This window comes from Arthrobacter sedimenti (assembly GCF_042652025.1).
Classification (GTDB): domain Bacteria; phylum Actinomycetota; class Actinomycetes; order Actinomycetales; family Micrococcaceae; genus Arthrobacter; species Arthrobacter sedimenti.
The window spans coordinates 53,715-75,520 of the sequence record NZ_JBHSDQ010000005.1; the positions used below are offsets into that span (position 1 = coordinate 53,715).

General features: G+C 66.3%; 17 protein-coding genes. 6 read left to right on the forward strand and 11 right to left on the reverse strand.

Features of this window, described 5'->3' with window-relative positions:
- The first annotated feature begins 60 nt into the window (after positions 1 to 60).
- A complete protein-coding gene (locus tag ACFO0G_RS12945) occupies positions 61 to 1,725 on the forward strand; it encodes an MDR family MFS transporter (protein WP_286400333.1) in 1,665 nt (554 codons plus the stop codon).
- 208 nt (positions 1,726 to 1,933) lie between these two features.
- Positions 1,934 to 3,376 (forward strand): sugar porter family MFS transporter, encoded by a 1,443-nt coding sequence (locus tag ACFO0G_RS12950; RefSeq protein WP_286400335.1) that lies wholly within the window; start codon positions 1,934 to 1,936, stop codon positions 3,374 to 3,376.
- A gap of 83 nt (positions 3,377 to 3,459) precedes the next feature.
- On the opposite strand, the gene ACFO0G_RS12955 is transcribed toward ACFO0G_RS12950, so the two are convergent.
- The 6 genes from ACFO0G_RS12955 to ACFO0G_RS12980 all read right to left on the reverse strand — a co-directional run bounded on the left by ACFO0G_RS12955 (position 3,460) and on the right by ACFO0G_RS12980 (position 9,911).
- Complete coding sequence (locus ACFO0G_RS12955) at positions 3,460 to 4,686, reverse strand: MFS transporter (RefSeq protein ID WP_286400337.1); 1,227 nt, start codon at positions 4,684 to 4,686, stop codon at positions 3,460 to 3,462.
- 33 nt (positions 4,687 to 4,719) lie between these two features.
- Positions 4,720 to 5,160 (reverse strand): MarR family winged helix-turn-helix transcriptional regulator, encoded by a 441-nt coding sequence (locus ACFO0G_RS12960; protein ID WP_286400339.1) that lies wholly within the window; start codon positions 5,158 to 5,160, stop codon positions 4,720 to 4,722.
- A gap of 41 nt (positions 5,161 to 5,201) precedes the next feature.
- Entirely contained in the window at positions 5,202 to 5,693 is a 492-nt protein-coding gene (locus ACFO0G_RS12965; protein WP_286404674.1) for a GNAT family N-acetyltransferase, read from the reverse strand.
- A gap of 124 nt (positions 5,694 to 5,817) precedes the next feature.
- Entirely contained in the window at positions 5,818 to 6,981 is a 1,164-nt protein-coding gene (locus tag ACFO0G_RS12970; RefSeq protein WP_286400340.1) for a mannitol-1-phosphate 5-dehydrogenase, read from the reverse strand.
- Complete coding sequence (locus ACFO0G_RS12975) at positions 6,981 to 9,095, reverse strand: PTS mannitol transporter subunit IICBA (RefSeq protein WP_286400341.1); 2,115 nt, start codon at positions 9,093 to 9,095, stop codon at positions 6,981 to 6,983. The genes ACFO0G_RS12970 and ACFO0G_RS12975 overlap by 1 nt, the downstream gene beginning before the upstream one ends.
- A gap of 87 nt (positions 9,096 to 9,182) precedes the next feature.
- Complete coding sequence (locus ACFO0G_RS12980) at positions 9,183 to 9,911, reverse strand: TetR/AcrR family transcriptional regulator (protein ID WP_159629673.1); 729 nt, start codon at positions 9,909 to 9,911, stop codon at positions 9,183 to 9,185.
- 162 nt (positions 9,912 to 10,073) lie between these two features.
- On the opposite strand from ACFO0G_RS12980, the gene ptsP reads away from it, so the two are divergent.
- The 3 genes from ptsP to ACFO0G_RS12995 are packed head-to-tail and all read left to right on the forward strand — an operon-like array spanning position 10,074 to position 13,079.
- The gene (gene ptsP, locus ACFO0G_RS12985; protein ID WP_286400344.1) at positions 10,074 to 11,759 is read left to right on the forward strand and encodes a phosphoenolpyruvate--protein phosphotransferase; all 1,686 of its coding nucleotides are present in this window, start codon (positions 10,074 to 10,076) and stop codon (positions 11,757 to 11,759) included.
- Between the two features lie 52 nt (positions 11,760 to 11,811).
- The gene (locus ACFO0G_RS12990; RefSeq protein WP_286400346.1) at positions 11,812 to 12,249 is read left to right on the forward strand and encodes a helix-turn-helix domain-containing protein; all 438 of its coding nucleotides are present in this window, start codon (positions 11,812 to 11,814) and stop codon (positions 12,247 to 12,249) included.
- Entirely contained in the window at positions 12,249 to 13,079 is an 831-nt protein-coding gene (locus ACFO0G_RS12995) for an alpha/beta fold hydrolase (RefSeq protein ID WP_286400347.1), read from the forward strand. Before ACFO0G_RS12990 ends, ACFO0G_RS12995 begins: the two co-directional genes overlap by 1 nt.
- On the opposite strand, the gene ACFO0G_RS13000 is transcribed toward ACFO0G_RS12995, so the two are convergent.
- Entirely contained in the window at positions 13,042 to 14,262 is a 1,221-nt protein-coding gene (locus ACFO0G_RS13000; protein ID WP_376978074.1) for a PucR family transcriptional regulator, read from the reverse strand. The two genes, ACFO0G_RS12995 and ACFO0G_RS13000, sit on opposite strands and share 38 nt — an antisense overlap.
- A 234-nt stretch (positions 14,263 to 14,496) precedes the next feature.
- On the opposite strand from ACFO0G_RS13000, the gene ald reads away from it, so the two are divergent.
- Entirely contained in the window at positions 14,497 to 15,615 is a 1,119-nt protein-coding gene (ald, locus tag ACFO0G_RS13005; protein WP_286400350.1) for an alanine dehydrogenase, read from the forward strand.
- A 75-nt stretch (positions 15,616 to 15,690) separates the two neighbouring features.
- Here ald and ACFO0G_RS13010 read toward each other — a convergent pair whose 3' ends face one another.
- The 4 genes from ACFO0G_RS13010 to ACFO0G_RS13025 all read right to left on the reverse strand — a co-directional run bounded on the left by ACFO0G_RS13010 (position 15,691) and on the right by ACFO0G_RS13025 (position 21,805).
- Positions 15,691 to 16,752, reverse strand: a complete 1,062-nt coding sequence (locus ACFO0G_RS13010; RefSeq protein WP_376978076.1) for a Gfo/Idh/MocA family protein — start codon at positions 16,750 to 16,752, stop codon at positions 15,691 to 15,693.
- Between the two features lie 103 nt (positions 16,753 to 16,855).
- On the reverse strand, positions 16,856 to 18,574 hold the full coding sequence (locus ACFO0G_RS13015) for an ABC transporter family substrate-binding protein (protein WP_286400352.1): 1,719 nt from the start codon (positions 18,572 to 18,574) through the stop codon (positions 16,856 to 16,858).
- Between the two features lie 49 nt (positions 18,575 to 18,623).
- Entirely contained in the window at positions 18,624 to 20,819 is a 2,196-nt protein-coding gene (locus tag ACFO0G_RS13020) for an ABC transporter ATP-binding protein (RefSeq protein WP_286400354.1), read from the reverse strand.
- A complete protein-coding gene (locus ACFO0G_RS13025; protein ID WP_286400356.1) occupies positions 20,816 to 21,805 on the reverse strand; it encodes an ABC transporter permease in 990 nt (329 codons plus the stop codon). The genes ACFO0G_RS13020 and ACFO0G_RS13025 overlap by 4 nt, the downstream gene beginning before the upstream one ends.
- Between the last annotated feature and the right edge of the window lies 1 nt (position 21,806).

Here is a 21,806-nt window from a genome sequence, read left to right on the forward strand (position 1 = left end):
AAGATAGTTACTGAAAGCAACTATCGCTGCTTATATCCTTTTCTTTCCCTTGGAGCACCCATGTCCAAATCCACGGCCGCGCCCGGCGCCGGAGAAGCCCTGACGCAACGCCAGATCGTCACCGTAATGGTGGGCCTGATGCTGGGCATGTTCCTGGCATCCCTTGACCAGACCATCGTCTCCACGTCGATTTACACCATTGCCAATGACCTGGACGGGCTCTCCCTGCAGGCATGGGCCACCACGGCGTACCTGATCACCTCCACCGTCAGCACCCCTCTGTACGGCAAGCTAAGCGACATCTTTGGCCGCCGCCCGCTGTACCTGACCGCGATCGCCGTCTTCCTGGCGGGCTCCATCTACGCCGGGTCCGTGCACTCGATGACCGAGCTTGCCATTGCCCGCGGCATCCAGGGCCTGGGTGCCGGCGGCCTGCTGGCCCTGGCGCTGACCATCATCGGGGACATCGTCTCCCTGAAGGACCGCGCCAAGTACCAGGGCTACTTCATGTCCGTCTTCGGCATCTCCTCGGTCCTGGGTCCCGTGGTGGGCGGCGCCTTCGCCGGCTCCGCCAACATCCTGGGCTTCGACGGCTGGCGCTGGGTCTTCTTCATCAACGTGCCCATCGGCCTCGCCGCCCTGGTGGTGGTGTTCCTGTTCCTGCACCTGCCGGCCAGGCACCTCAAGCAGAAGATCGACTACTGGGGCGCCGCCGCCATCACCGTGGCCATCGTTCCGCTCCTGCTGGTGGCCGAACAGGGCCGTTCCTGGGGCTGGACCTCCACCAACTCCTTCCTCTGCTACGGCGTTGGCGTGCTGGGCATCGTGTGGTTCCTGCTGGCAGAAAAGCGCGCCGGCGACTACGCCCTGATCCCGCTGCGGCTCTTCCACAACATCACGTTCGGGCTGTCCTCGCTGCTGAACTTCATCATCGGCATCGGCATGTTCGGTGCCATCGCCATGCTCCCGATGTACCTGCAGCTGGTGAAGGGCCTGACCCCCACCGAAGCCGGCCTGATGATGATCACGTTCACCATCGGCATCCTGTTCGGCTCCATCACCGCCGGCCGCACCATCTCGGCCTCCGGCACGTTCCGGATCTTCCCCATCATGGGCACCGGCATCCTGACCGCCGCAGCCCTGGTGATGGGTTCGGTATTGAAAGTGGACACCGAACTGTGGGTTCCCGGCCTCATCGCGGTGTTCTTCGGCGCCGGCCTGGGATTCTGCATGCAGCCGCTCACCCTGGCCATGCAGACTTCGGTGCCGCCGCGGGACATGGGCGTGGGAACCTCCTCCGCCGCCTTCTTCCGCTCCATGGGCGGCGCCGTGGGCACAGCCGTCTTCATCTCCATGCTGTTCAGCCTGGCAGCTGACAAGATTGCCGAAGGAATGAAGGCCGCTGCCAGCGACCCCGCCTACCTGGCCGTCCTCAAGGACCCGGCGGTGGCCTCGGACCCCGCCAACGCCAAGCTGTACGACTTCTTCAAGAACGGCGCCTCCAACGATTCGCTGAACGACACGAGCTGGCTGCACACCGCCAACAGCACGTTGACCCGGCCCATTACCGAAGGATTCGCCACGTCCATCGACACGGTAATGCTGACGGCCGCAGCACTGACGGGCCTGGCGTTCCTCATCAGTTTCGCCCTGCCGCGGAAGAAGCTGACCGACCAGAAGGCATCTCCGCAGGACAAGGACAACATGCAGATCCCGGCGCACTAGCAGGGCAGCGTGGAGGAGGCGACGACGGCGGCACGGACCGCCGTCGTCGCCTTCTTTCTTGGCGCGCAGCAGAGCGCCCGCGCAGCCGCTCGAGTGGATCAGGGAGCCATGGCATGGAACACTGGCGGAAGCGCACCGGCGACGTAACCGGTTCTGCAGCCGACGACGGCCGCACCGCTTCCACCCATTCCAGAACCCAGGGAGAACCATGCCCACTGCACAGGAGCAGACCAATACCGGGATACCGCGGCGGGTGATCTGGCTGGCGCTTGCGGGGGCGGTGGGCGGATTCCTCTTCGGGTTCGATTCGTCCGTGGTCAACGGTGCCGTGGACGCACTGAAGGAAGAATTCGCACTGTCCGAGGCCGTGACCGGATTCGCCGTGGCCGTCGCCCTGCTGGGCTGCGCGGCGGGCGCCTTCCTGGCGGGCAGGGTAGCGGACCGCCACGGCCGTATCCCGGCCATGAAGCTGGGCGCACTCCTCTTCCTGGTCAGCGCCCTGGGAACCGGCTTCGCGTTCGGCGTGTGGGACCTGGTGTTCTGGCGCCTGGTGGGCGGGCTGGGCATCGGCCTGGCCTCCGTCATCGCCCCCGCCTACATCTCCGAGATTTCACCCCGGAAGGTCCGCGGCCGCCTGGCCTCGCTGCAGCAACTGGCCATCACCACCGGCATCTTCGCCGCCCTGCTGTCGGACGCGGTCCTGGCCACCACCGCGGGCGGCGCGGACCAGAACTTCTGGCTGGGCATTGAAGCGTGGCGCTGGATGTTCCTTGCCGCCGCGGTGCCCGCCGTCGTCTACGGCTGGATCGCCTTCACCCTGCCCGAATCCCCGCGGTTCCTGGTGTTCAAGGGCAAGGAGGACGAGGCCCGGAAGGTGTTCGCCTCCATCGCCCCGGCGGAGGACACGGACCGGCACATCCGCGACATTCAGGAAGCCATCGAGGAGGACAAGCTCGCCGGCCAGAAGGGCTCCCTGCGCGGCAAGACCCTGGGCCTGCAGGCCGTGGTCTGGGTGGGCATCATCCTGTCCGTGCTGCAGCAGTTCGTGGGCATCAACGTGATCTTCTACTACTCCACCACTCTGTGGAAGGCTGTGGGCTTCCAGGAGAAGGACTCCCTGGCCATCTCGGTGGCAACTTCCGTGACCAACATCCTGGTTACCCTGGTGGCCATTGCCCTGGTGGACCGCGTTGGCCGCCGCCCCATCCTCCTGACCGGATCGGTGGGCATGGCAGTGTCCCTGGGTGCAATGGCCTTGGCATTCTCTTCGGCAACCGGCAGCGGCGAGGACATCAGCCTGCCCGGCGCCTGGGGTCCCGTTGCCCTGGTGGCCGCCAACGTCTTCGTGATCAGCTTCGGCGCCTCCTGGGGCCCGCTGGTATGGGTTCTCCTGGGCGAGATCTTCCCGTCCAGGATCCGTGCCCGCGCCCTTGGCCTGGCCGCGGCTGCCCAGTGGGTGGCCAACTTCGTGATCACCCTCAGCTTCCCGGTGATGGCAGCCGCGTCCTTGCCGCTGACGTACGCCATGTATGCCCTGTTCGCGGCCGCGTCCTTCTTCTTCGTCATGTTCAAGGTGCCGGAGACCAACGGGATGTCGCTGGAGCAGGCGGAGACACTCTTCGTGCCAAAGGGGTCGGCCAAGGCCAAGTAACGCCCCATCACCTTTCGCAGGGAAACAACAAACCCTCCATCACACGCCATGTGATGGAGGGTTTGTTGTTTGACCAGCAGTGCTTAGACCACGTGCGGTTCGTGCGAGGACAGGTACTTGCGTCCGCCGAACGCGATCAGGATGGCGATCACCATGGCCACGGCGCCGGCGAAGAACGGAACCTGCGGGCCAAAGTGTTCACCGAGCTGCGCCGCCAGGAACGGTGCCAGGGCGCCGCCCATCCAGCGGACAAAGTTGTAGCCGGAGGATGCCACGGGCCGGGGCGAATCGGAGACGCCCATGGCCAGTTCGGTGTAGATGGTGTTGTTGACGCCCAGCAGCGCACCGGCAACGATGACCAGGACGACGACGGCAGGAACCGAGTGCCCGGCGGCCAGTCCCAGCCCGCCCAGGTCCAGCATGAGCAGGAACAGCGTCCCGGTCAGGACCTTCACGGCGCCGAAGCGGTTCTGCAGGGGCGGTGCCACAAACACGGAGAACACGGCCACGGCCACACCCCAGCCGAAGAAGACGCCGCCAATTCCGTACGCGTTCATGCCCAGGATGAACGGGGTGAAAGCCAGGATGGTGAAGAAGCCGTAGTTGTAGAACAAGCCGCTTGCCGCCGTCGTGCGCAGTCCCTTGTGGCCCAGCGCCAGCAGCGGGTCCCGCAGCCGGACCTTGCGTTCGGGCAGCGGCGTCTTGGGCAGCAGGGCGATCAGGGCGATGAAGGCGGCGGCCATGAGGACGGCGGTGCCGAAGAAGGGGGCACGCCACTGCCAGCCGCCCAGGAGGGCGCCAAGGAGCGGGCCGAGGGAGATGCCCAGGCCCAGGGCGGCTTCGTAGAGGATGATGGCGGTTCCGGCGCCGCCGCTGGCGACGCCCACGATCACGGCGAGGGCGGTGGCCACAAACAGGGCGTTGCCCAGCCCCCAGCCGGCGCGGAAGCCCACGAGTTCACCGACGCTGGCGGACAGGCCGGAGAGCGAGGAGAAGACGACGATGACGGCCAGGCCGATCAGCAGCGTCTTTTTGCCGCCGATCCGGGAGGAGACGAATCCCGTGATCAGCATGGCCAGCGCCGTGACCAGGAAGTAGCTGGTGAACAGCAGGGACACCTGGCTGGGGGTGGCGTTCAGGTTGGTGGCGATGGCGGGGAGGATGGGGTCCACCAGGCCGATGCCCATGAAGGCAAACACGGCGGCCAGGGCGGTGGCCCAGACTGCCTTTGGCTGCTTCAGGAATGAGGCTTTTTCAGCCTGCAGGGTTGATTCTGGTGCTTGCAGGGATTCTGCGAGCTGGCCGTCCATGGAGGGTGCTCCTAAAGTTTCGTACTAATCGGTTCAGTTCTGGAGGGATGCGTTGATCTTGTCGATGACCGGCAGGGCTTCGGCCAGGGCCTTACGGTCCTGATCGGTGAGGGTGCTGAGGATTTCGGCCATCACCTGGTTGCGGCGCTTGTTGGCGGAGTCGACGGCGGCGCGGCCTTCCTCAGTCAGGATCACGCGGACCGCACGGGAGTCCGCCGGGTCCGGCTCGCGGCGGGCCAGGCCCGCGCGCTCAAGCTTGATGATCTGTTCAGTGGCGCTGGGCACGCGGACTCCGAGGTTTCGGGCGATCTCGCCCACACGCTGGCCTTCGCCGAGCATCATCTTGAGGGTGCTGAGCTGGGCGGCGCTGAGTTCACCGTCAGCGTCCAGGCGCCGAACCAGGTAGATACTGTGGCGGAGGGCTTCGCGGAACCCGCTGGCAAGCTCCTGCAGCTGGGCATCGTTCGTATTCATCGTTAGGTAGCCTAACATTTAGGGTACCTAACGGTCAAGGCCTAGAGTGTCAACTTCATCCCGACGTGGCTGGCCTCGAAGCTCAGCTGCTCATAGAACCGGTGGGCCGCCGTGCGGCTCTTGTGGGTGGTCAGCTGCATCAGCTGGCAGCCACGGCTTCGGGACTCCTGGACAGCCCATCCCACCATCAGCTTGCCGATGCCCTGCCCCCGAAGGGACGCCGCCACCCGGACGCCCTCAAGCTGCGAGCGCCAGGCTCCCTGCCGGGAGATGCCGGGGAGGAAACTCAGCTGGAAGGTGGCAACGATCGATCCCGTCTCCTGGCCCGAACGCACCAGCTCGCCCACCGCCAGCAGGTGGGCGGGATCGGCGTCGATCGCGTCGAAAGCCTGCTCATACGGTTCCAGGTCCCCGGCGGTTTCGCGGCCCGCACCCAGGGCGTCGTCCGCCAGCAACCGGACCAGGGCAGGCAGGTCTGCCCGGGTGGCGTGGCGGAGGCGGAACGTCCCGCCGTCGACGTCGGCAGTGAACAAAGCAGCAGCTTGTTTGGAAGTCACCCGCCCAGCTTGGCACAGCAAAACCACGACGCCGGCACTTTTGAAAGTGCCGGCGTCGTGGTTTGTGCAGTACGTCGGTCAGTCCGAAAGGCGGACCAGGTCAGGCGGGGGTGCGGGCCATCTCCGCCTGCCGCTCCTCCACGAGGGTGGCCACGGCGTTGAACAGCGGGTGCTCCGGCTCAAGCCCCGTGATCCTGGCGGTGGCATCGGCGGGGCTGGCGGATCCCAGGATGGACGCCAGCTCGGTGGCTTCCGCATCGGCGGGATCGTTGAACCGCAGCGCGGCCGCAATCGCGCCCAGCAGGGCCTCCGGCACAACGCCGCGTTCGGCAAGTTCCGCGGCAGGGCCGATGAACCGTTCGTGCCTGCTTAGCTTCCGCAGCGGAGCCCGGCCCACCCGGTTGACCGTGTCCGGCAGGTACGGGTTGGAGAACCTGACCAGGATTTTCTGGACATATGCCTCCTGTTCGTCGTTGCTGAACCCGTGCTTGGCCACCAGCAGCTGCTTGGTTTCCTCCAGCACCGCGCGCACGTCCTCGGCCACGTCCTGGTCCGCCATGGCGTCGGAGATTTTCTCCAGGCCTGCTTCGAATCCGAAGTAGGCAGCAGAGGCGTGCCCGGTGTTCACGGTGAACAGCTTCCGCTCGATGTAAGGCGAAAGGTCGTCCACGAACGTGGCACCGGGGATCACGGGTGCGGAATCACCGAAGGCGGTGCGGTCGATGACCCACTCGTAGAAGGTCTCCACGGTGACGTCCAGGCCCTGCCCGGCCTCCTGGTTGGGCACGATCCGGTCCACGGCCGTGTTGGCGAACACCGCCTTCCCGTCCAGCACCGCGGCGGTGACGCCCGGCTGGGAGGCCACCTCCTTGGCCAGGATGTCCGTGGCGTTGATGGCGTTCTCGCAGGCCATCACCTGCAGCGGTGCCAGGCCCGGCTCCCGCGCAACGATGCCCTTGGCGATCACCGGCGCCACGAACTTCAGGATGTGCGGACCCACCGCGGTGGTGACGATGTCCGCCGTCGAGATTTCCTGGACCAGTTCCGTTTCCTGGGCGTTGGAGTTCAGGGCACGGAAGTTGTCCACGGTGCGCACGGCGGAGTTCTCCCCCACCTCGTGCACCGCGTAGCTGTCCGCCTCCTTGAGCCGGTTGATCAGTTCCTCGGCGACGTCAGCGAACACCACTTCATAGCTGGCATCGTGCAGGAGCAGGCCCACGAAGCCGCGGCCGATGTTGCCGGCACCAAAATGTACTGCCTTCACTATGCGTTGACCTTTCCGAAGAGGTCCAGGATTTCATCCTGTGAGGTGGCGGCCTCCAGGCGGGCCACCTGCTCCTTGTTGGTGAAGACCTTGGCGATGGAGGACAGGATGTGCAGGTGCTCGTTGTTGATGCCGGCCACGCCCACCACGAACTTCACCTGCTTGCCGTTCCAGTCGATGCCCTCCGGGTAGCGGATGACGGACACTGCCGACTTGCGGATGTGGTCCTTGGCGGCGTTGGTGCCGTGCGGGATGGCCAGGAAGCTGCCCATGTAGGTGGACACCGATTCCTCGCGTTCGTGCATGGCAGCTATGTAGCCCTCGTCCACGGCCCCGCGGGCCAGCAGCAACCGGCCGGCCTCGTCGATGGCGGCGTCGCGGGTGGTGGCCGTTCCGGTCAGAATGACGCTTTCGCGGGCCAGGATGTCCGCGGAGCCGTTGGCGGAGGCACCGGCGGCAGGGGCTGCGTCGACCGGGGCGTCGGCGGCGTGTGCACCGTGGGTGGTGCCGGCGCCGGCCGCGGCCGCCGTTGCGGGCCCGGAGGCGGAGGCACCGCCGGGCGTACCTGCTCCCGCGTCCGGCCCCTCGGTCGCCGCAGCACCTTCAGTATTGCTCTCGCGGACCAGGTCAACGATCTCGTCGTAACGGGGGCTGTTCATGAAGTTGTCCACCGAGTAGTGCATGGCGCTGGAGGTGACCGGTTTGGCGCGTTCGGTCAGGTCCTGGTGGGTGACCACAACGTCGTAGGTGTCGCTGAGGTTGGCAATGGAGGCGTTGGTGACCTTGACGTCCGGGAAGCCGGCCGCCTTGATCTTGTTCCGCAGCACCGAGGCGCCCATGGCACTGGAGCCCATGCCGGCGTCGCACGCGAACACGATGTTCCGCACGGGACCCGCCAGGACGCCCACTCCGCCGCGGCCTGCCGCTGCGCCAGCAGCGGTTCCGGCACCGGCACCGGTCAGATGGGAGGACACGGAGCTCTTCTTGCCCTTCATTTCCTCCATGCGGGCGGTGGCATCGCCCAGGTCTGCCTCATCGCTGTGCTTGGTGGTCTTCAGGATGACCGAGGACACCAGGAAGGAGACGGCCGCGGCGAGCACTACGGAGAGGATCACGCCGAAGTAGCTGTCGCGGGAGGTCTGCGCCAGCACGGCGAAAATGGAGCCAGGGGCGGCAGGCGCCACCAGGCCGGAGTTCGTGACGGCAAGGGTGGCGATGCCGGTCATGCCGCCCGCGATGGTACCCAGGATCAGCAGCGGCCGCATCAGGACGTACGGGAAGTAGATCTCGTGGATGCCGCCGAGGAACTGGATGATGGCTGCGCCGGGAGCCGATGCCTTGGCGGCGCCGCGGCCGAAGAATGTGTACGCGAGCAGGAGGCCCAGGCCGGGGCCGGGGTTGGCTTCCAGCAGGAACAGGATGGACTTGCCCTGCTCCAGCGACTGCTGCACGCCCAGCGGGGTGAGCACGCCGTGGTTGATGGCGTTGTTGAGGAACAGGACCTTGGCCGGTTCGATGAAGATGCTGGTCAGCGGCAGGAGGCCGTTGTGCACCAGGAACTGGACGAAGTTGCCCGCGGCGGTGCTGAAGGCGGTGACCAGGGGCGATATGCCGTAGAACCCCAGCAACGCCAACAGGGCGCCCCAGATGCCGGCGGAGAAGTTGTTCACCAGCATCTCGAAGCCGGGCCGGATCTTGCCGTCCCAGATCGAGTCAATCTTCTTCATGGTCCAGCCGCCCAGGGGGCCCATGATCATGGCGCCGATGAACATCGGGATGCCGGCCCCCACGATCACGCCCATGGTGCCGATGGCGCCCACCACGCCGCCGCGGACGTCGTAGACCATCTTGCCGCCGGTGTAGCCGATCAGCAGCGGCAGGAGGTAGGTGATCATGGGGCCTACCAGGCCGATGTTCGGCTTCCCGTCGGTCTCACCGAAACCACCCAGTTGCGGAACGGGCAGCCACCCCTTCTCGATGAAGAGGGCGGTGATGATGCCCCAGGCGATGAACGCACCGATGTTGGGCATGATCATGCCGGACAGGAATGTCCCGAACTTTTGGACGTGCACGCGCGCGCTGGTGCGGGGTTTTGCAACTGTCTCTGTTGCCATGTGATTTCCTAACCGTCATTCCTGCTGCTCCGCAGGATGGTCCGATGATTACGACGACGTACTGCTGGGTATTACCGGTTTGTGGGGCTAACCTGCCGGGCTGGTGGAGATCCGGTGGAGCCATTCGAGGAAGAGCTTGAGTTCCGAGCTGGAAAGCTGGTCAGAGTGCGAAGCCTGAAGTGCGGCGTTCAGGGCGATCGCTGCCACCACCACCGAGGACTTTCCGGTGCCGCCCGGGGCCGGCCCGCTGGCGGGCTCGGCGGACACCGCAAAGATCATGGCGTCCCGGGTCATGGTGGACAATTCAAGGTTGCGTTCGGTGGCGGGCTCCGCAATCAGCATGAGCGTCACGCCCACGTTGGCCGCCAGGATGGACCTGGCCGCTTCCCTGGGCTGGACGTTCAGCTGGCCCGCCGCCGCTGCCTTGTTCAGCATCTCCTCCATCAGCGCTTCGGCGTCCGCCACAATGGCAGGCCGGCTTTCCGGGCGGATGTTGCCGAACATCACCAGGTACAGCTCGGGCTGGTTGAGTCCGAACTGGACATGGTTGTCCCACATTCTCCGGATGTCCTCAAGCGGCTGTCCGGAGGGGGCGAAATCCCTTTCGCCCGCGACATATTCTTCAAACCCTGCGGCGACGACGGCGTCAAACAGACCTTCCTTGTCACCGAAGTGGTGGTACAGCGTGGGAGCCGAAACCCCTGCCAGCTGGGTGATCTGGCGGGTGGAGACCGGAGCTCCCGCGGAATTTGCCAGCAGTTCCGCGGCAGCACGAAGCAGCCGCATTTTGGGGGGAAGCTGGCCATCCAAACTCATAACCGCTACCCTAGCACCTATAGCGTTGCTATATGAACTGAATCACATACAATTTTTTCAGGCACGTTTCCTGCCCCTGGACGTAGCAGTCCTCCGGCCGGACCCGGCACGGCGCCGGAGCACTTGGCGGGCCTGTCTACCGGCAGAGAATGAGGACCTTCAGTGCAGAACTTCCCAGGAGTAGGCGTCAGCCCAGGCCGCGTCATCGGTGCCATCCGGCAGATGCCCAAGCCGATCAGCGAGCCTCCCGCCGGTGAACAGCTGGCCCCGGGCACCACTGCCGAAGAAGCCACCGCGGCGCTGAAGGCAGCGTCGCAGGCCGTGCACGACGAACTGAAGGACCGTGCCGCCCACGCCACCGGTGACGGCAAGGCCGTCCTGGAGGCGACGGCCCTGATGGCCAAGGACACCATGCTGATCAAGGGCGCCGCCAAGCTGGTGGCCCGCGGCGTCTCTGCCGAACGCGCCATTTGGGAATCCGGCTCCTCCGTGTCGGAAATGCTGCACAACCTGGGGGGCTACATGGCCGAACGCGCCACGGACGTCCTGGATGTGCGCGCCCGGATCGTCGCCGAGCTGCGGGGCGTGCCCGCGCCCGGCATCCCCGCCTCCAACACCCCGTTCGTCCTGGTGGCAGAGGACCTGGCCCCCGCGGACACCGCGACGCTTGACCCCAACAAGGTACTGGCACTCGTCACCGCGGGCGGCGGCCCGCAGTCCCACACCGCCATCATCGCCCGCTCCCTCGGCCTGCCGGCCGTGGTGGCCGCCGTGGGCGTTGACGAACTTCCGGACGGCACCGAGGTGTACGTGGACGGCGCGGCCGGCAGCATCACTGCGGAACCGGACGAGACCCTCCGCGCCACGGCGGAAGCGTGGGCCGCCACGGCCTCCCTCCTGGCCGAGTTCACCGGCACGGGCGCGACGGCGGACGGCCACGAAGTGCCGCTGCTGGCCAATGTGGGCGGCGGCAAGGACGCTGAAGCAGCCGCCAAGCTGGGAGCCCAGGGCGTGGGGCTCTTCCGCACCGAATTCTGCTTCCTGGAACGGGACACCGAACCCAGCGTCGAGGAACAGGCCGCAGCCTACAAGAGCGTCTTCGACGCCTTCCCCGGCAAGAAGGTGGTCCTGCGGACGCTGGACGCCGGCGCCGACAAGCCGCTGCCCTTCCTGACCGACTCCACCGAGCCCAACCCTGCCTTGGGCGTCCGCGGCTACCGCACCGACTTCACCACCCCCGGCGTGCTGGACCGTCAGCTGGAGGCCATCGCCCTGGCCCAGCAGCAGTCCCAGGCAGACGTCTGGGTCATGGCCCCCATGATTTCAACGGCGGAAGAGGCTGCCCGCTTCGCTTCCATGTGCGCCGACGCCGGCATCAAGACGCCAGGCGTAATGGTGGAGGTTCCATCCGCGGCCCTCACCGCAGAAGCCATCCTCCGCGAAGTCGGGTTCGCCAGCCTGGGCACCAACGACCTCACCCAGTACGCCATGGCCGCCGACCGCCAGCTCGGCCCGCTGGCCAACCTGAACACCCCGTGGCAGCCAGCGGTCCTGCGCCTCGTTGGACTGACCGTCGAAGGCTCCCGGGCGGAAGGCCACAACAAGCCCGTGGGCGTCTGTGGTGAGGCCGCAGCCGATCCCGCCCTCGCCGTCGTCCTCACCGGCCTTGGCGTCACCACCCTCTCCATGACGGCCCGGTCGCTGGCCGCCGTGGCAGCGGTCCTGAAGACGGTCACCCTGTCCGAGGCGCAGGAACTGGCCAAGCTGGCCCTGTCCGCGCCGAGCGCCACCGAGGCACGGGCCTGGGTCCGGGAGAAGCTGCCGGTCCTGGAGGAACTGGGGCTCTGACGCCTCCTCCACGTCTCCGGCAGGCCGGCTGCGGCCGGGATAGGCTACGTGCATGGCACTGATAGCCCCCCGCGTCACGGCCGGCCTGCCCGCCGGCGACGCGCGCAGCCTCACGCGCGCCCTTAAGGACAGCAATGACATCACCGTGTTCGTGGACGGGACCGTCCACCGCCTCCCCGGGGAGGCGAGGGACGCCGTCGTCGACCTCCTTGCACGGCTCAGCCGCGGTGAAACGGTGACGGTAAGCAGCGTGGAGGAAATGCTCACCACCTCGCAGGCCGCCGAGCTGGCAGGGATCTCGCACACCTACCTGCGCAACATGACGGACCGGGGCGAGATACCGGTGGAATACCGCGGCTCACACCGCCGCATCAGGACGGCCGACATCATGACCTGGCTCGAAAAGCAGAAGCTTGCGGAACAAAAGCATGCCGAACAGAAGCGCAAGCCAGGCAAAGACGCCGGGGACGACGCCGGCACGGAGGAATAGTGCGTACCCCATCGGCGTGGGCGCGAGGGCGGAAGGACGGTGCGCTTCGCTCAGCCGACGTGGAAGCGAACGGTTTCACGGGGCGCATCCTTTGGGCTGACGGAACTCCTGCCCCGGGTCCGGATGCTGCGGCCCGCCCGGCAGCACCCGCCTACATCCTGATCCACGGCATCGGTGTATCGCACCGCTACCTGCGTCGGCTGCACGGTGAGCTTGCCGCCGTCGCCCCCACCTATTCGCTGGACCTTCCAGGCTTTGCCGCAACCCCCAAGCCCGGCAGGCAGCTGTCCGCAGCGGACTACGGAGCCTTCATCGCGCAGGCGCTGAAGGCGAGCGGTATCGGCCCGTACATCCTGGTGGGGCATTCCATGGGCGTGCAGTTCGCCATCGAGGCTGCGCTGTACGCTCCGGGGCAGGCGCAACGGGTGGTGTTGATGGGCCCGGTGGTGGACTCGCGGCACCGCAGCGTCCGGCGGCAGGGCCTGGCCTTGTTCCTTGATGCGCTGCTCCGCGAAAACGCGTCCTCCAACTGGCTGGTTTTCTCGGACTACTTCCGCTGCGGCCCCCGCTGGTACTTCACCGAGCTCCCCGTGATGATGTCTTACCCCACCGAGTCACGGCTGGCAGGAGTCAACGTCCCCGTCCTGGTGCTGCGCGGCAACCATGACCAAGTGGCCGGCGCCGACTGGTCGCTCCGGCTCTCACAGGTGGTGCCGCAGGGAAGCTTCGTGGAAATTGCCCGGGCAGGGCACGTGGCACAGCACCTGCGCCCGCGGGAGGTGGCGGCCGCGATCAGATCCTGGGCCGTGCCGCCCACCGGCGCATCTTGAGCGCGGCGTGCAGTTCCAGCCGGGGAAGCCCCTTCAGGGGGTCCACGCCCAACAGCTGGCGGATCCGGCCCAGCCTGTTATAGATACTGCTCCGGTGCAGGTGGAGCTTGCCAGCCACGTCCTGGACTGATCCGTCGTTGTCGTAGAGCAGCTCCAGCACGGGGATGAGCTCGCCGTTGCGGTCGTGGTCCTCGAGCATTCGGAAGTAGACCGACCAGGAATCCGCCCAGGCCCCCACCCCTCCCCCGGCCGATGCGAGCAGCTGGTACACGCCAGTGGACCTGCAATCCACCAGCTCGCCCAACTGCGGATCCACCGCCGCCGCCTGGGCCGCCACCCTGGATTGCCGGTATGCCTCCGCGAGCTGCCTGGTCCTGGCGAAGCCCTCGCTGATGCCCAGGCTGATCCGGTGGACCGGGCGGCCGGAGCGCTTGGCCAGCTCCAGCTGGTAGTGCACCAGGACCTGGGCGTGGTTGGCGCGGCCGGTCGATTCGCGGAACAGCACCACGGAATGGGTCTCCGTGCCGGCACTGAAGAGGGCGGCGTCCATGCCCACCGTTGCCTGGAGGGCGGTGGACCGGTGGATTAGGGTCGAGGCGATGGGGTCCGGGCCGCTGGCCCAGCCGTCGGCGTCCAGTACCGTGACCATCTGCCACGGCCCGCGGCCCTGGACTTCCTTCCAGCCTGCCACTGCCGCCACCGCGTTGGGTTCTCCCGAACAGGCCAGCAGGAACTCACGCTCACGGCTGCGGCGGAATTCGGATTCGGCGGTATTGGAGTCGAGGAGGAGGCCGGACAGCAGCTCCAGCTCGTGGTTGACGCCCGGCAGCTGGGTGAGGATCGCCGTCGGGCTTTCCTCCGCCGAGTCCTGCTGTACCCACAGGTACCCCACGCGGAAACCCCGGACCATCAGCGGGACGCAGACACGGCCCAGCATGCCCAGGTCCGGGTTGGCGGGAACCACGACGGGCCGCACGGCGGTGGCGATACCGTGCGAGAGCTGCCACGCGCTCACGTCCGCCGGGACCTTCTTGCTCAGCAGGAAGTTGACCCGCACCCGGTCGGCATGGGACTGGTTGGAGCTGTAGGCAAGCAGCAGGCCGTCCAGGTCCTCGAGGGACAGGCCCCGGCCCAGCTTCTGCGCCACCTGTTCGACGAGCTGTTCCACACCCTGCTGCTGCATGGGCCAACAGTACTGCCCCGGCGGCCCTGCGGACGAACGGACACGAGGCGACACCTGACGCTTCAGGACTCGACACATGTCGAGCTGAAGTTGGAGAAAACCGCGGAAATACGCGGTGCCTGGCGGTCAGGTCCCAAGCAGCTCATGTCGCCTGGCTCACAGCGGGATTTATCGTTGGAACACGAAAAACCTTCCGCATTTCCGGCCCACCGGCCCTAAAAACTGGAGCAGACGATGATCATCGGCGTCCCCAAAGAAATCAAGAACAACGAATTCCGCGTGGCCATCACCGCGGCAGGCGTCCACGAGTTCCTCACGCATGGCCACACCGTCCTGGTGGAGCGCGGCGCCGGCCTGGGCTCGGGCATCACCGACGAGGAATACTCAATCGCCGGCGCCGAGATCGTCAACGAAGCCGATGACGTCTGGGCCCGCGCCGACATGGTGATGAAGGTCAAGGAACCCATCAAGTCCGAGTACCACCGCTTCCGCAAGGGCCTGATCCTCTTCACCTACCTGCACCTGGCCGCCGAGCCGGAGCTCACCAAGGAGCTCATCAACTCCGGCGTCACCGCCATCGCCTACGAGACCGTCCAGGAGGGCCGCTCCCTCCCGCTGCTGGCCCCCATGTCCGAGGTTGCAGGCCGCCTGTCCGTCCAGGTGGGCGCCACCTCCCTGATGGCCCCGGCCGGCGGCAAGGGCGTCCTGATGGGCGGCGTGCCCGGAGTCCGCCCCGCCAAGGTGGTTGTCCTGGGCGCCGGCGTGGCCGGCACCAACGCCGCAGCCATGGCCCTGGGCCTCGGCGCCGACGTCACCATCCTGGACATCAACATCAACCGCCTCCGCGAGCTGGACGCCCAGTACCAGGGCCGGCTGAAGACCGTTGCGTCCAACAAGTACGAGATCGAAAAGTCAGTGGTGGACGCCGACCTGGTGATTGGTTCAGTGCTGATCCCCGGCGCCAAGGCCCCCAAGCTGGTCACCAACGACCTCGTGGCCCGCATGAAGCCCGGCTCGGTCCTGGTGGACATCGCCGTGGACCAGGGCGGCTGCTTCGAGGACACGCACCCCACCACGCACCAGGAGCCGACGTACAAGGTGCACGAAACCATCTTCTACTGCGTGGCCAACATGCCCGGCGCCGTGCCCAACACCTCCACCTACGCGCTGACCAACGTCACCCTGCGCTACGCCGTGTCCCTGGCCAACCTGGGCGTCAAGGCCGCCTTTGACCGCGACCCCGCCCTCGCCGCCGGCCTCAACATCGCCGCCGGCCACGTGGCGCACCACTCCGTGTCCGAGGCCCACGGCCTGCCCCTCGTCGCCGACTGGCACGAGCTCGTTTCCGCCTAGTCCCCCTCCATCGATTGCTCCGTACTTGTCGTTTTGAGCCCTCAGAACGACAACTACGGAGCAATCGATGAGTTTTTAACCCAGTTCGTGGGCGGCTTCGATAATTTTGAGGACCTCCACCGCGTCCTTCGGGTCTACTGGGAGGGGAAGGGGTGACTCTGCTCCGCCGTCCAGGATCTTTTCTGCCAGCAGGCGGTAGAACTCAGGGTAATTTCCCCGTTCGGTGGGGAGCGGGTCCAGATGGCCGTCGCGGCCCAGGAGGCCGGCCCACTCCGCTGCCTCGACGCCGTACTCAGCGTCCAGGGGACTGCCGCCGGCGGCGATGTAGGGTTCCTGCGGGTCCACGCCGTGCTTGGTGAAGCCGCCAATGGAGCCGAGCACCCGGAAGCGCGGTCCCTGCTGGGCGCACAGCATGTTCATGGCCAGGTGGCTGACAACGCCGGAGTGGTGCCGCAGGACCAGGAAGACGTCATCGTCCGCCCTTTCGTCGGAGCGCCGCGCCGTCAGCTCCGCGTGCAGCACGGTGGCCGGACCAAACAGCTGGATTGCCTGGTCAATCAGGTGGCTGCCGAGATCGAACAGCGTCCCGCCCCCGTCGGCAGCCGTTGCGCGGGCTTTCCAGGCCTTACCGATGGTGGGTGACCAGCGCTCGAAGCTCGACTCGAACCTGGTCACCTCGCCCACGCCCTGGACGGCCAGCAGCTTTTGCAGGGTGAGGAAGTCGCCGTCCCACCTGCGGTTGTGGAACACCGTCAGCACGCGGCCAAGTTGCCGGGCGAGGTCAACCAGTTCCTGCCCCTGGGCGCTGGTGACTGCGAACGGCTTGTCCACCACCACGTCCAGGCCGGCCTCCAGCGCAGCCTTGGCCAGGGGGTAGTGGGTCATTGGCGGCGTTGCCAGCACCACAAGGTCAAGGTCCGCTGCCCGCTCAAGGACGGCGGCGCCGTCGCGCACCACCTCCACCCCCGGAAGCCGGGAGGAGGCAGCCGCCTGCCGCCCGGCGTCGGACGTTGCAACGGCGTCCAGCGAGTAGCTGGCGTTGGTGGCCAGCAACGGCGCGTGGAACACGCTGCCGGCAAGCCCATAGCCGACGACGGCGGTGCGGATGGTGCGGGGTTCGCCTTCGGTACCGGTCATGGAACTACGCTACCGCCGCTGCCGCAGGCATAAAGAAGCCGGCATCCCTGGTTCCCAGGGATGCCGGCTTCTACGCTAGCGGCTGGCGCCGCCGAAGTGGTGCTTACTTCTTTTCCCAGCCGATGGTGGTCCAGTCCGGAACCTGGGAAAGGCTCTGGAACAGGGACGGTCCGTAGTTGGCCAGGCCCTTGCGGACGAAGGAGATCTGCGGGCCGTTGAAGACCACGCCCATGGAGTAGTACTTGGCCATGTGCTCCTTTTCCACGTCCATGGCTGCCTTGTTGCGGGCGGCGTTGTCCTCGATGGAGGCGAGGTCGGCGATCTTCTTGTCCAGCTCGGCGTCGCCCAGCTTGTTCTCGTTGACCTTGGAGTCGTAGTACTGCTTGACAGCGTCGGTGGCGTCCGGGCCAACGGTGTAGCCGGAGATGCTCAGGTCGAACTCGCGGCTGCCCAGGACCTTGCCGAAGTCGGCGGAGGCGCGCTGGTCAATCCCGACGTCCATGCCGCCGGCCTGGAGCTGCTTCTGCAGGGTCTGCGCCACAGCCAGGGTGGTGGGATCGTCACCGAAGTTGCTGATCTTGAAGGCGGCGGGCTTTCCGTCCTTCTCCATGACGCCGTTGGCATTGGCGGTGTAGCCGGCGTCGGTGAGGACCTTCTTGGCGGCGTCCGGGCCGGTTTCCTTGACGGGGTAGTTGTCCTGGTAGTACTCGGAGAAAGGCAGCAGCATCATGGAACCGGAGCTGGGCTCTTCCCAGTTGAGGCCGTTGAACCGGACCTTGCGCAGGGCTTCGCGGTCCACGGCGGCGAAGATTGCCTTGCGGACGTTGACATCGGTAATGCGCTGGGCGTTCAGGTTCAGGCCGCCCGCGAACAGCCGCTGGCCGCGGCGGATGTCGGTGTCCTTGGTGCCGTCCAGCTGCTTGTAGAGGGAGATGGTGTTGGCGTTCATGGCGTCAATCTCGCCGTTCTTGAACGCGGCGATCTGGGCGCTGGTTTCCAGCTGGCGGAAGGTCACGTTGGACAGGACGGGCTTCTGGCCCCACCACTTGTCGTTCGGCACCAAGGTGACGGTCTTGGCGGCGGTGTCGTACTGGTCCAGCTTGAAGGGGCCGGCCATCCACTCGGGGTGCAGGTTGCCGTTGTAGCCCTCGTTGAAGATCTCAGGGGTGTTGACGGCGGGGTGGATGAGACCGAAGAAGAGCGAGTCCACCGGGAAGACCGGGCGGCTGGTCTTGACGATGACTTCCTTGTCGTTGCTGCCTGCCTCGACCGAATCAACGAACTCGTAGGCGCCGGAGCTGACGATGTCGTAGCCGGCATCCGGGCTCTTGAGGATGTTCCAGGTGTTCTTGAAGGCCTTGACGTCAATGGGCGTGCCGTCGTTGTAGGTGGCCTTGGGGTTCACCTTGATGGTGATGGTCTGCTTGCCGTCCTTGACCTCGCTGTCCACCGACTCGCAGAAATCCGTGTTGGGGGTGACCTTGCCCTTGAAGTCCACCTTCCAGCAGCCGCCGATGCCGCCGCTGTTCATTCCCACCGGGTTCATGGGCACCTGAAGCGCAGAGTTGTCCGCGCTGTTGCCGTTGTTGGAGAACCCGTTGAAGTCGGGGCCGATGTTGCCCAGCGGCAGGGTGACCTTGCCGCCCTGCTGAAGATCGGCAGCCGGCTTCTCGTTGATGCTGATCAGCTTGGACAGGTCGCTGCCCGAGTCCTGTCCCTTCGCGGTTTCGGGGCCGCTGGCACCGCCACCGCCGCCGCAAGCGGTCAGCGCCAGTGCCGCAGCAACCGCTGCAGCTCCGCCGATCCTGTTCAGTTTCCTCATGGTTTTCCCTTCATAGGTGCGAGTGGTGGAGCGTGTGGGTCGAGAAGTCTCAGGGTGCATGGTGGTCCGCCGGTTCATGGACCACCAACATGTCCTCATCCAGTTCCCCGTCCGGGAAGAAGCAGGCGAACTGCTGGTCCGTGGCGGATGCCGCGGCTTCCAGCGGTGGTTCGAGGGTGAGGCACTTTTCCTGTTTGGCCGCCGGCAGCGCCGCGAAGACAGGACAACGGGTGGCGAAATTGCAGCCCTTGGGTGCCTGCAGCGGCGAGGGCAGGTCGCCCTGGAGGATGATGCGTTCGCGGGTGCGTTCCAGCTGCGGGTCCGGCACGGGGATGGCCGACAGGAGCGCGCGCGTGTAGGGGTGGCGGGGGTTGTCGAACACCCTGTCCACGGCCCCGATCTCCACGATCTTCCCGAGGTACATGACGGCCACGCGGTTGGAAATGTGGCGCACCACGGAAAGGTCGTGAGCCACCAGCAGGTAGCTCAGGCCGAGTTCGGCGCGCAGGTGGTCCAGGAGGTTGATGACACCTGCCTGGACGGATACGTCCAGGGCCGACACCGGCTCGTCCAGGACCACCAGCTTGGGGTTCACGGCCAGGGCGCGGGCGATCCCGATTCGCTGCCGCTGGCCGCCGGAGAACTGGTTGGGGAAGCGGTTGACGTGGTCCGGCTGCAGCCCCACGAGCTTCATCAACTCCATGATCCGCTTCCTGATGGCGGCGCGGTCCATGCCCGCGTTCTGCAGCGGCTCGGCAAGGACCTCGTACACCGTGAACCGCGGGTCCAGGGCCCCGGTGGGGTCCTGGAACACCATCTGGAGCTCGCGGCGCATCTTTCCCTTGGTCTTTGCGTCGGCCGCCTGCTTGTTGCTGAGGCCGCCGATCACCACCTCGCCGTCCTGGTCCGGATGGAACTCCATGATTTCCAGCAGCGTGGTGGTCTTTCCTGACCCCGACTCGCCCACGATGGAGAAGCACTCGCCTTCGCGGACGTCGAAGCTGAGGCCGTCCACCGCCTTGACGGTTCCGATCCTGCGCTTGATCAGGGCGCCCCTGTTCAGTGGGAAGTGCTTCCTCACGTCCTTGAGTTCCAGCACGGTGGTCCGCTCCGCCCGGGGAATCGCATCGAAGCGCGACACCGGCACCGGCGGCGCGGCGAACACGTCGTGGACGTCCACGTCGCCGCCCAGGGCCTCGGACTTGATGCACGCGGCCCGGTGTCCCTGGCCGTCGACGGGTGCCAGGGCGGGCTCGCCCTCGAGGCAGGCGTCCGATACCAGGGGGCAGCGGGGGGCGAACGAGCAACCGGTGGGCGGGTGCAGGAGATTCGGCGGCATGCCTGCGATGGGAACCAGCGAGGTCTTCTCGGCAGCGTCCACGCGCGGGACGGCGCCCAGCAGGCCCAGGGTGTAGGGCATCCGGGGGTTGTAGTAGATATCGTCCACAGCGCCGGTCTCCACGGGCTTGCCCGCATACATGACCATGATGTCGTCCGCCATCCCGGCCACCACGCCGAGGTCGTGCGTGATCATGACGACGGCGGCCCCGGTCTCCTCCTGCGCGGTGTGCAGCACTTCGAGGACCTGTGCCTGGATGGTGACGTCCAGGGCCGTGGTGGGCTCGTCGGCGATCAGGACGCGCGGGTTGTTGGCGATGGCGATGGCGATCATGACGCGCTGGCGCATGCCGCCGGAAAACTCGTGCGGGAAGGCTTTCAGCCGTTCCTTGGGACTGGGGATGCCCACCATGGCCAGGAGTTCGACGGCGCGGGCTTCCTTGGCTTTCCTGCTCATGGTGGGGTGGTGGATGGTGAGCGCTTCGATGATCTGGGTGCCGACGGTGAACACCGGCGTGAGGGAGGACAGCGGGTCCTGGAAGACCATCGCCAGGTCATTGCCGCGGTACTGGCACATGTCCTTGTCGCTGAGCCCCAGCAGTTCGCGGCCCTTGAGCCGGACGGACCCGGAGACCTCTGCCGTTGGCGGGAGGAGTCCCATGATGGCCAGGGAGGTAACGGATTTGCCGGAGCCCGATTCACCCACGATCCCGAGTGTCTTTCCGGGCATCAGGTCAAAGTCGACGCCCCGGACTGCGTGGACCACGCCGTTCTCGGAATTGAAACGGACGTTGAGGTCGCGGACCGACAGCACCGCGTCGGTGGGGGCATGCAGTCCTGCCATGTGCAGCCGCTCGACGTCGGACCGTGCTGGCTGGGTGGCTCCGGTGGTGGTTTCGCTGCTCATGCCGTCTTCTTCTCCGCCGTGATTTTACGGGCCCTGGCCTTCTTGGCCTTGCCGGTGGAACTGGAGCTGGGGTCAAAGGCGTCTCGCAGGCCGTCGTTCATCATGGCCAGGGATCCGGTCAGCAGGAACATGACGGCGAGCGGAACCCAGAACATCCACGGGAAGGTTTGCACCTGCGAGGTTGCGGCGCCGATCAGCACGCCGAGGCTCACGTCCGGGACCTTGATGCCGATGCCGATGAAGGAGAACGCCACCTCGGCAAGGATTGCGGCGGTGACGCCGCGGGTGATGTCCAGGATCAGCAGCGAGCCGATGTTCGGCACCAGGTGGCGCCAGACGATACGGCGCGGCGGGACGCCCATGTACTGGGCGGCCTTGACGAAGTCCCGCTGCATCAGCGACATGGACATGGAGCGGATCAGGCGGGCGGTACCCATCCAGCTGAACACCAGCAGGACGATGATGAGCAGTAGCCACGAGGGAAGGTCGCGCTTAAGGCCTGCGCCTCCGCCGCTGGTGGCAACTGCCACCACCAGGAGCGCCGGCATCATGATCAGCGCTTCCAGGATGAACAGCATCACCTTGTCCACCTTGCCGCCGAAATAGGCCATGGTGCAGCCGTAGACCGCGGCAACCAGGACCGAGACCAGGCCCACCACCAGGCCGATTAGGATGGAAATCCTGGTGCCCTCGACGGTCATGGCATAGAGGTCGATGCCCGCTTGCGACGTGCCGAGGTAGTGGTCGGCCGACGGCGGCATCCCGATGTTGAAGGGGTCGATCGTTTCCTTGTCCCACTGCGTGAAGAATCCGCCGATGAACGAGAAAACGGTCAGGGCCAGGAAGATGGCCAGGCCCGCCACTGCCGTCTTATTGCGCAGGAACCGGCGGAAGATGATGGTGTTTTTGCCGATGACGACGTCGGCGCTTTCCAGGTGCGCATCCTGCGCTTCGGCTGCCAGGTCGACGGCATTGAGGTTGGTCATG

Coding starts and splice junctions, on each gene's coding strand:
- ACFO0G_RS12945 (WP_286400333.1), top strand. CDS start 61: ATGTCCAAATCCACGGCCGCGCCCGGCGCCGGAGAAGCCCTGACGCAA.
- ACFO0G_RS12950 (WP_286400335.1), top strand. CDS start 1,934: ATGCCCACTGCACAGGAGCAGACCAATACCGGGATACCGCGGCGGGTG.
- ACFO0G_RS12955 (WP_286400337.1), bottom strand. CDS start 4,686: ATGGACGGCCAGCTCGCAGAATCCCTGCAAGCACCAGAATCAACCCTG.
- ACFO0G_RS12960 (WP_286400339.1), bottom strand. CDS start 5,160: ATGAATACGAACGATGCCCAGCTGCAGGAGCTTGCCAGCGGGTTCCGC.
- ACFO0G_RS12975 (WP_286400341.1), bottom strand. CDS start 9,095: ATGGCAACAGAGACAGTTGCAAAACCCCGCACCAGCGCGCGCGTGCAC.
- ACFO0G_RS12980 (WP_159629673.1), bottom strand. CDS start 9,911: ATGAGTTTGGATGGCCAGCTTCCCCCCAAAATGCGGCTGCTTCGTGCT.
- ACFO0G_RS12990 (WP_286400346.1), top strand. CDS start 11,812: ATGGCACTGATAGCCCCCCGCGTCACGGCCGGCCTGCCCGCCGGCGAC.
- ACFO0G_RS13000 (WP_376978074.1), bottom strand. CDS start 14,262: ATGCAGCAGCAGGGTGTGGAACAGCTCGTCGAACAGGTGGCGCAGAAG.
- ald (WP_286400350.1), top strand. CDS start 14,497: ATGATCATCGGCGTCCCCAAAGAAATCAAGAACAACGAATTCCGCGTG.
- ACFO0G_RS13010 (WP_376978076.1), bottom strand. CDS start 16,752: ATGACCGGTACCGAAGGCGAACCCCGCACCATCCGCACCGCCGTCGTC.
- ACFO0G_RS13015 (WP_286400352.1), bottom strand. CDS start 18,574: ATGAGGAAACTGAACAGGATCGGCGGAGCTGCAGCGGTTGCTGCGGCA.
- ACFO0G_RS13020 (WP_286400354.1), bottom strand. CDS start 20,819: ATGAGCAGCGAAACCACCACCGGAGCCACCCAGCCAGCACGGTCCGAC.
- ACFO0G_RS13025 (WP_286400356.1), bottom strand. CDS start 21,805: ATGACCAACCTCAATGCCGTCGACCTGGCAGCCGAAGCGCAGGATGCG.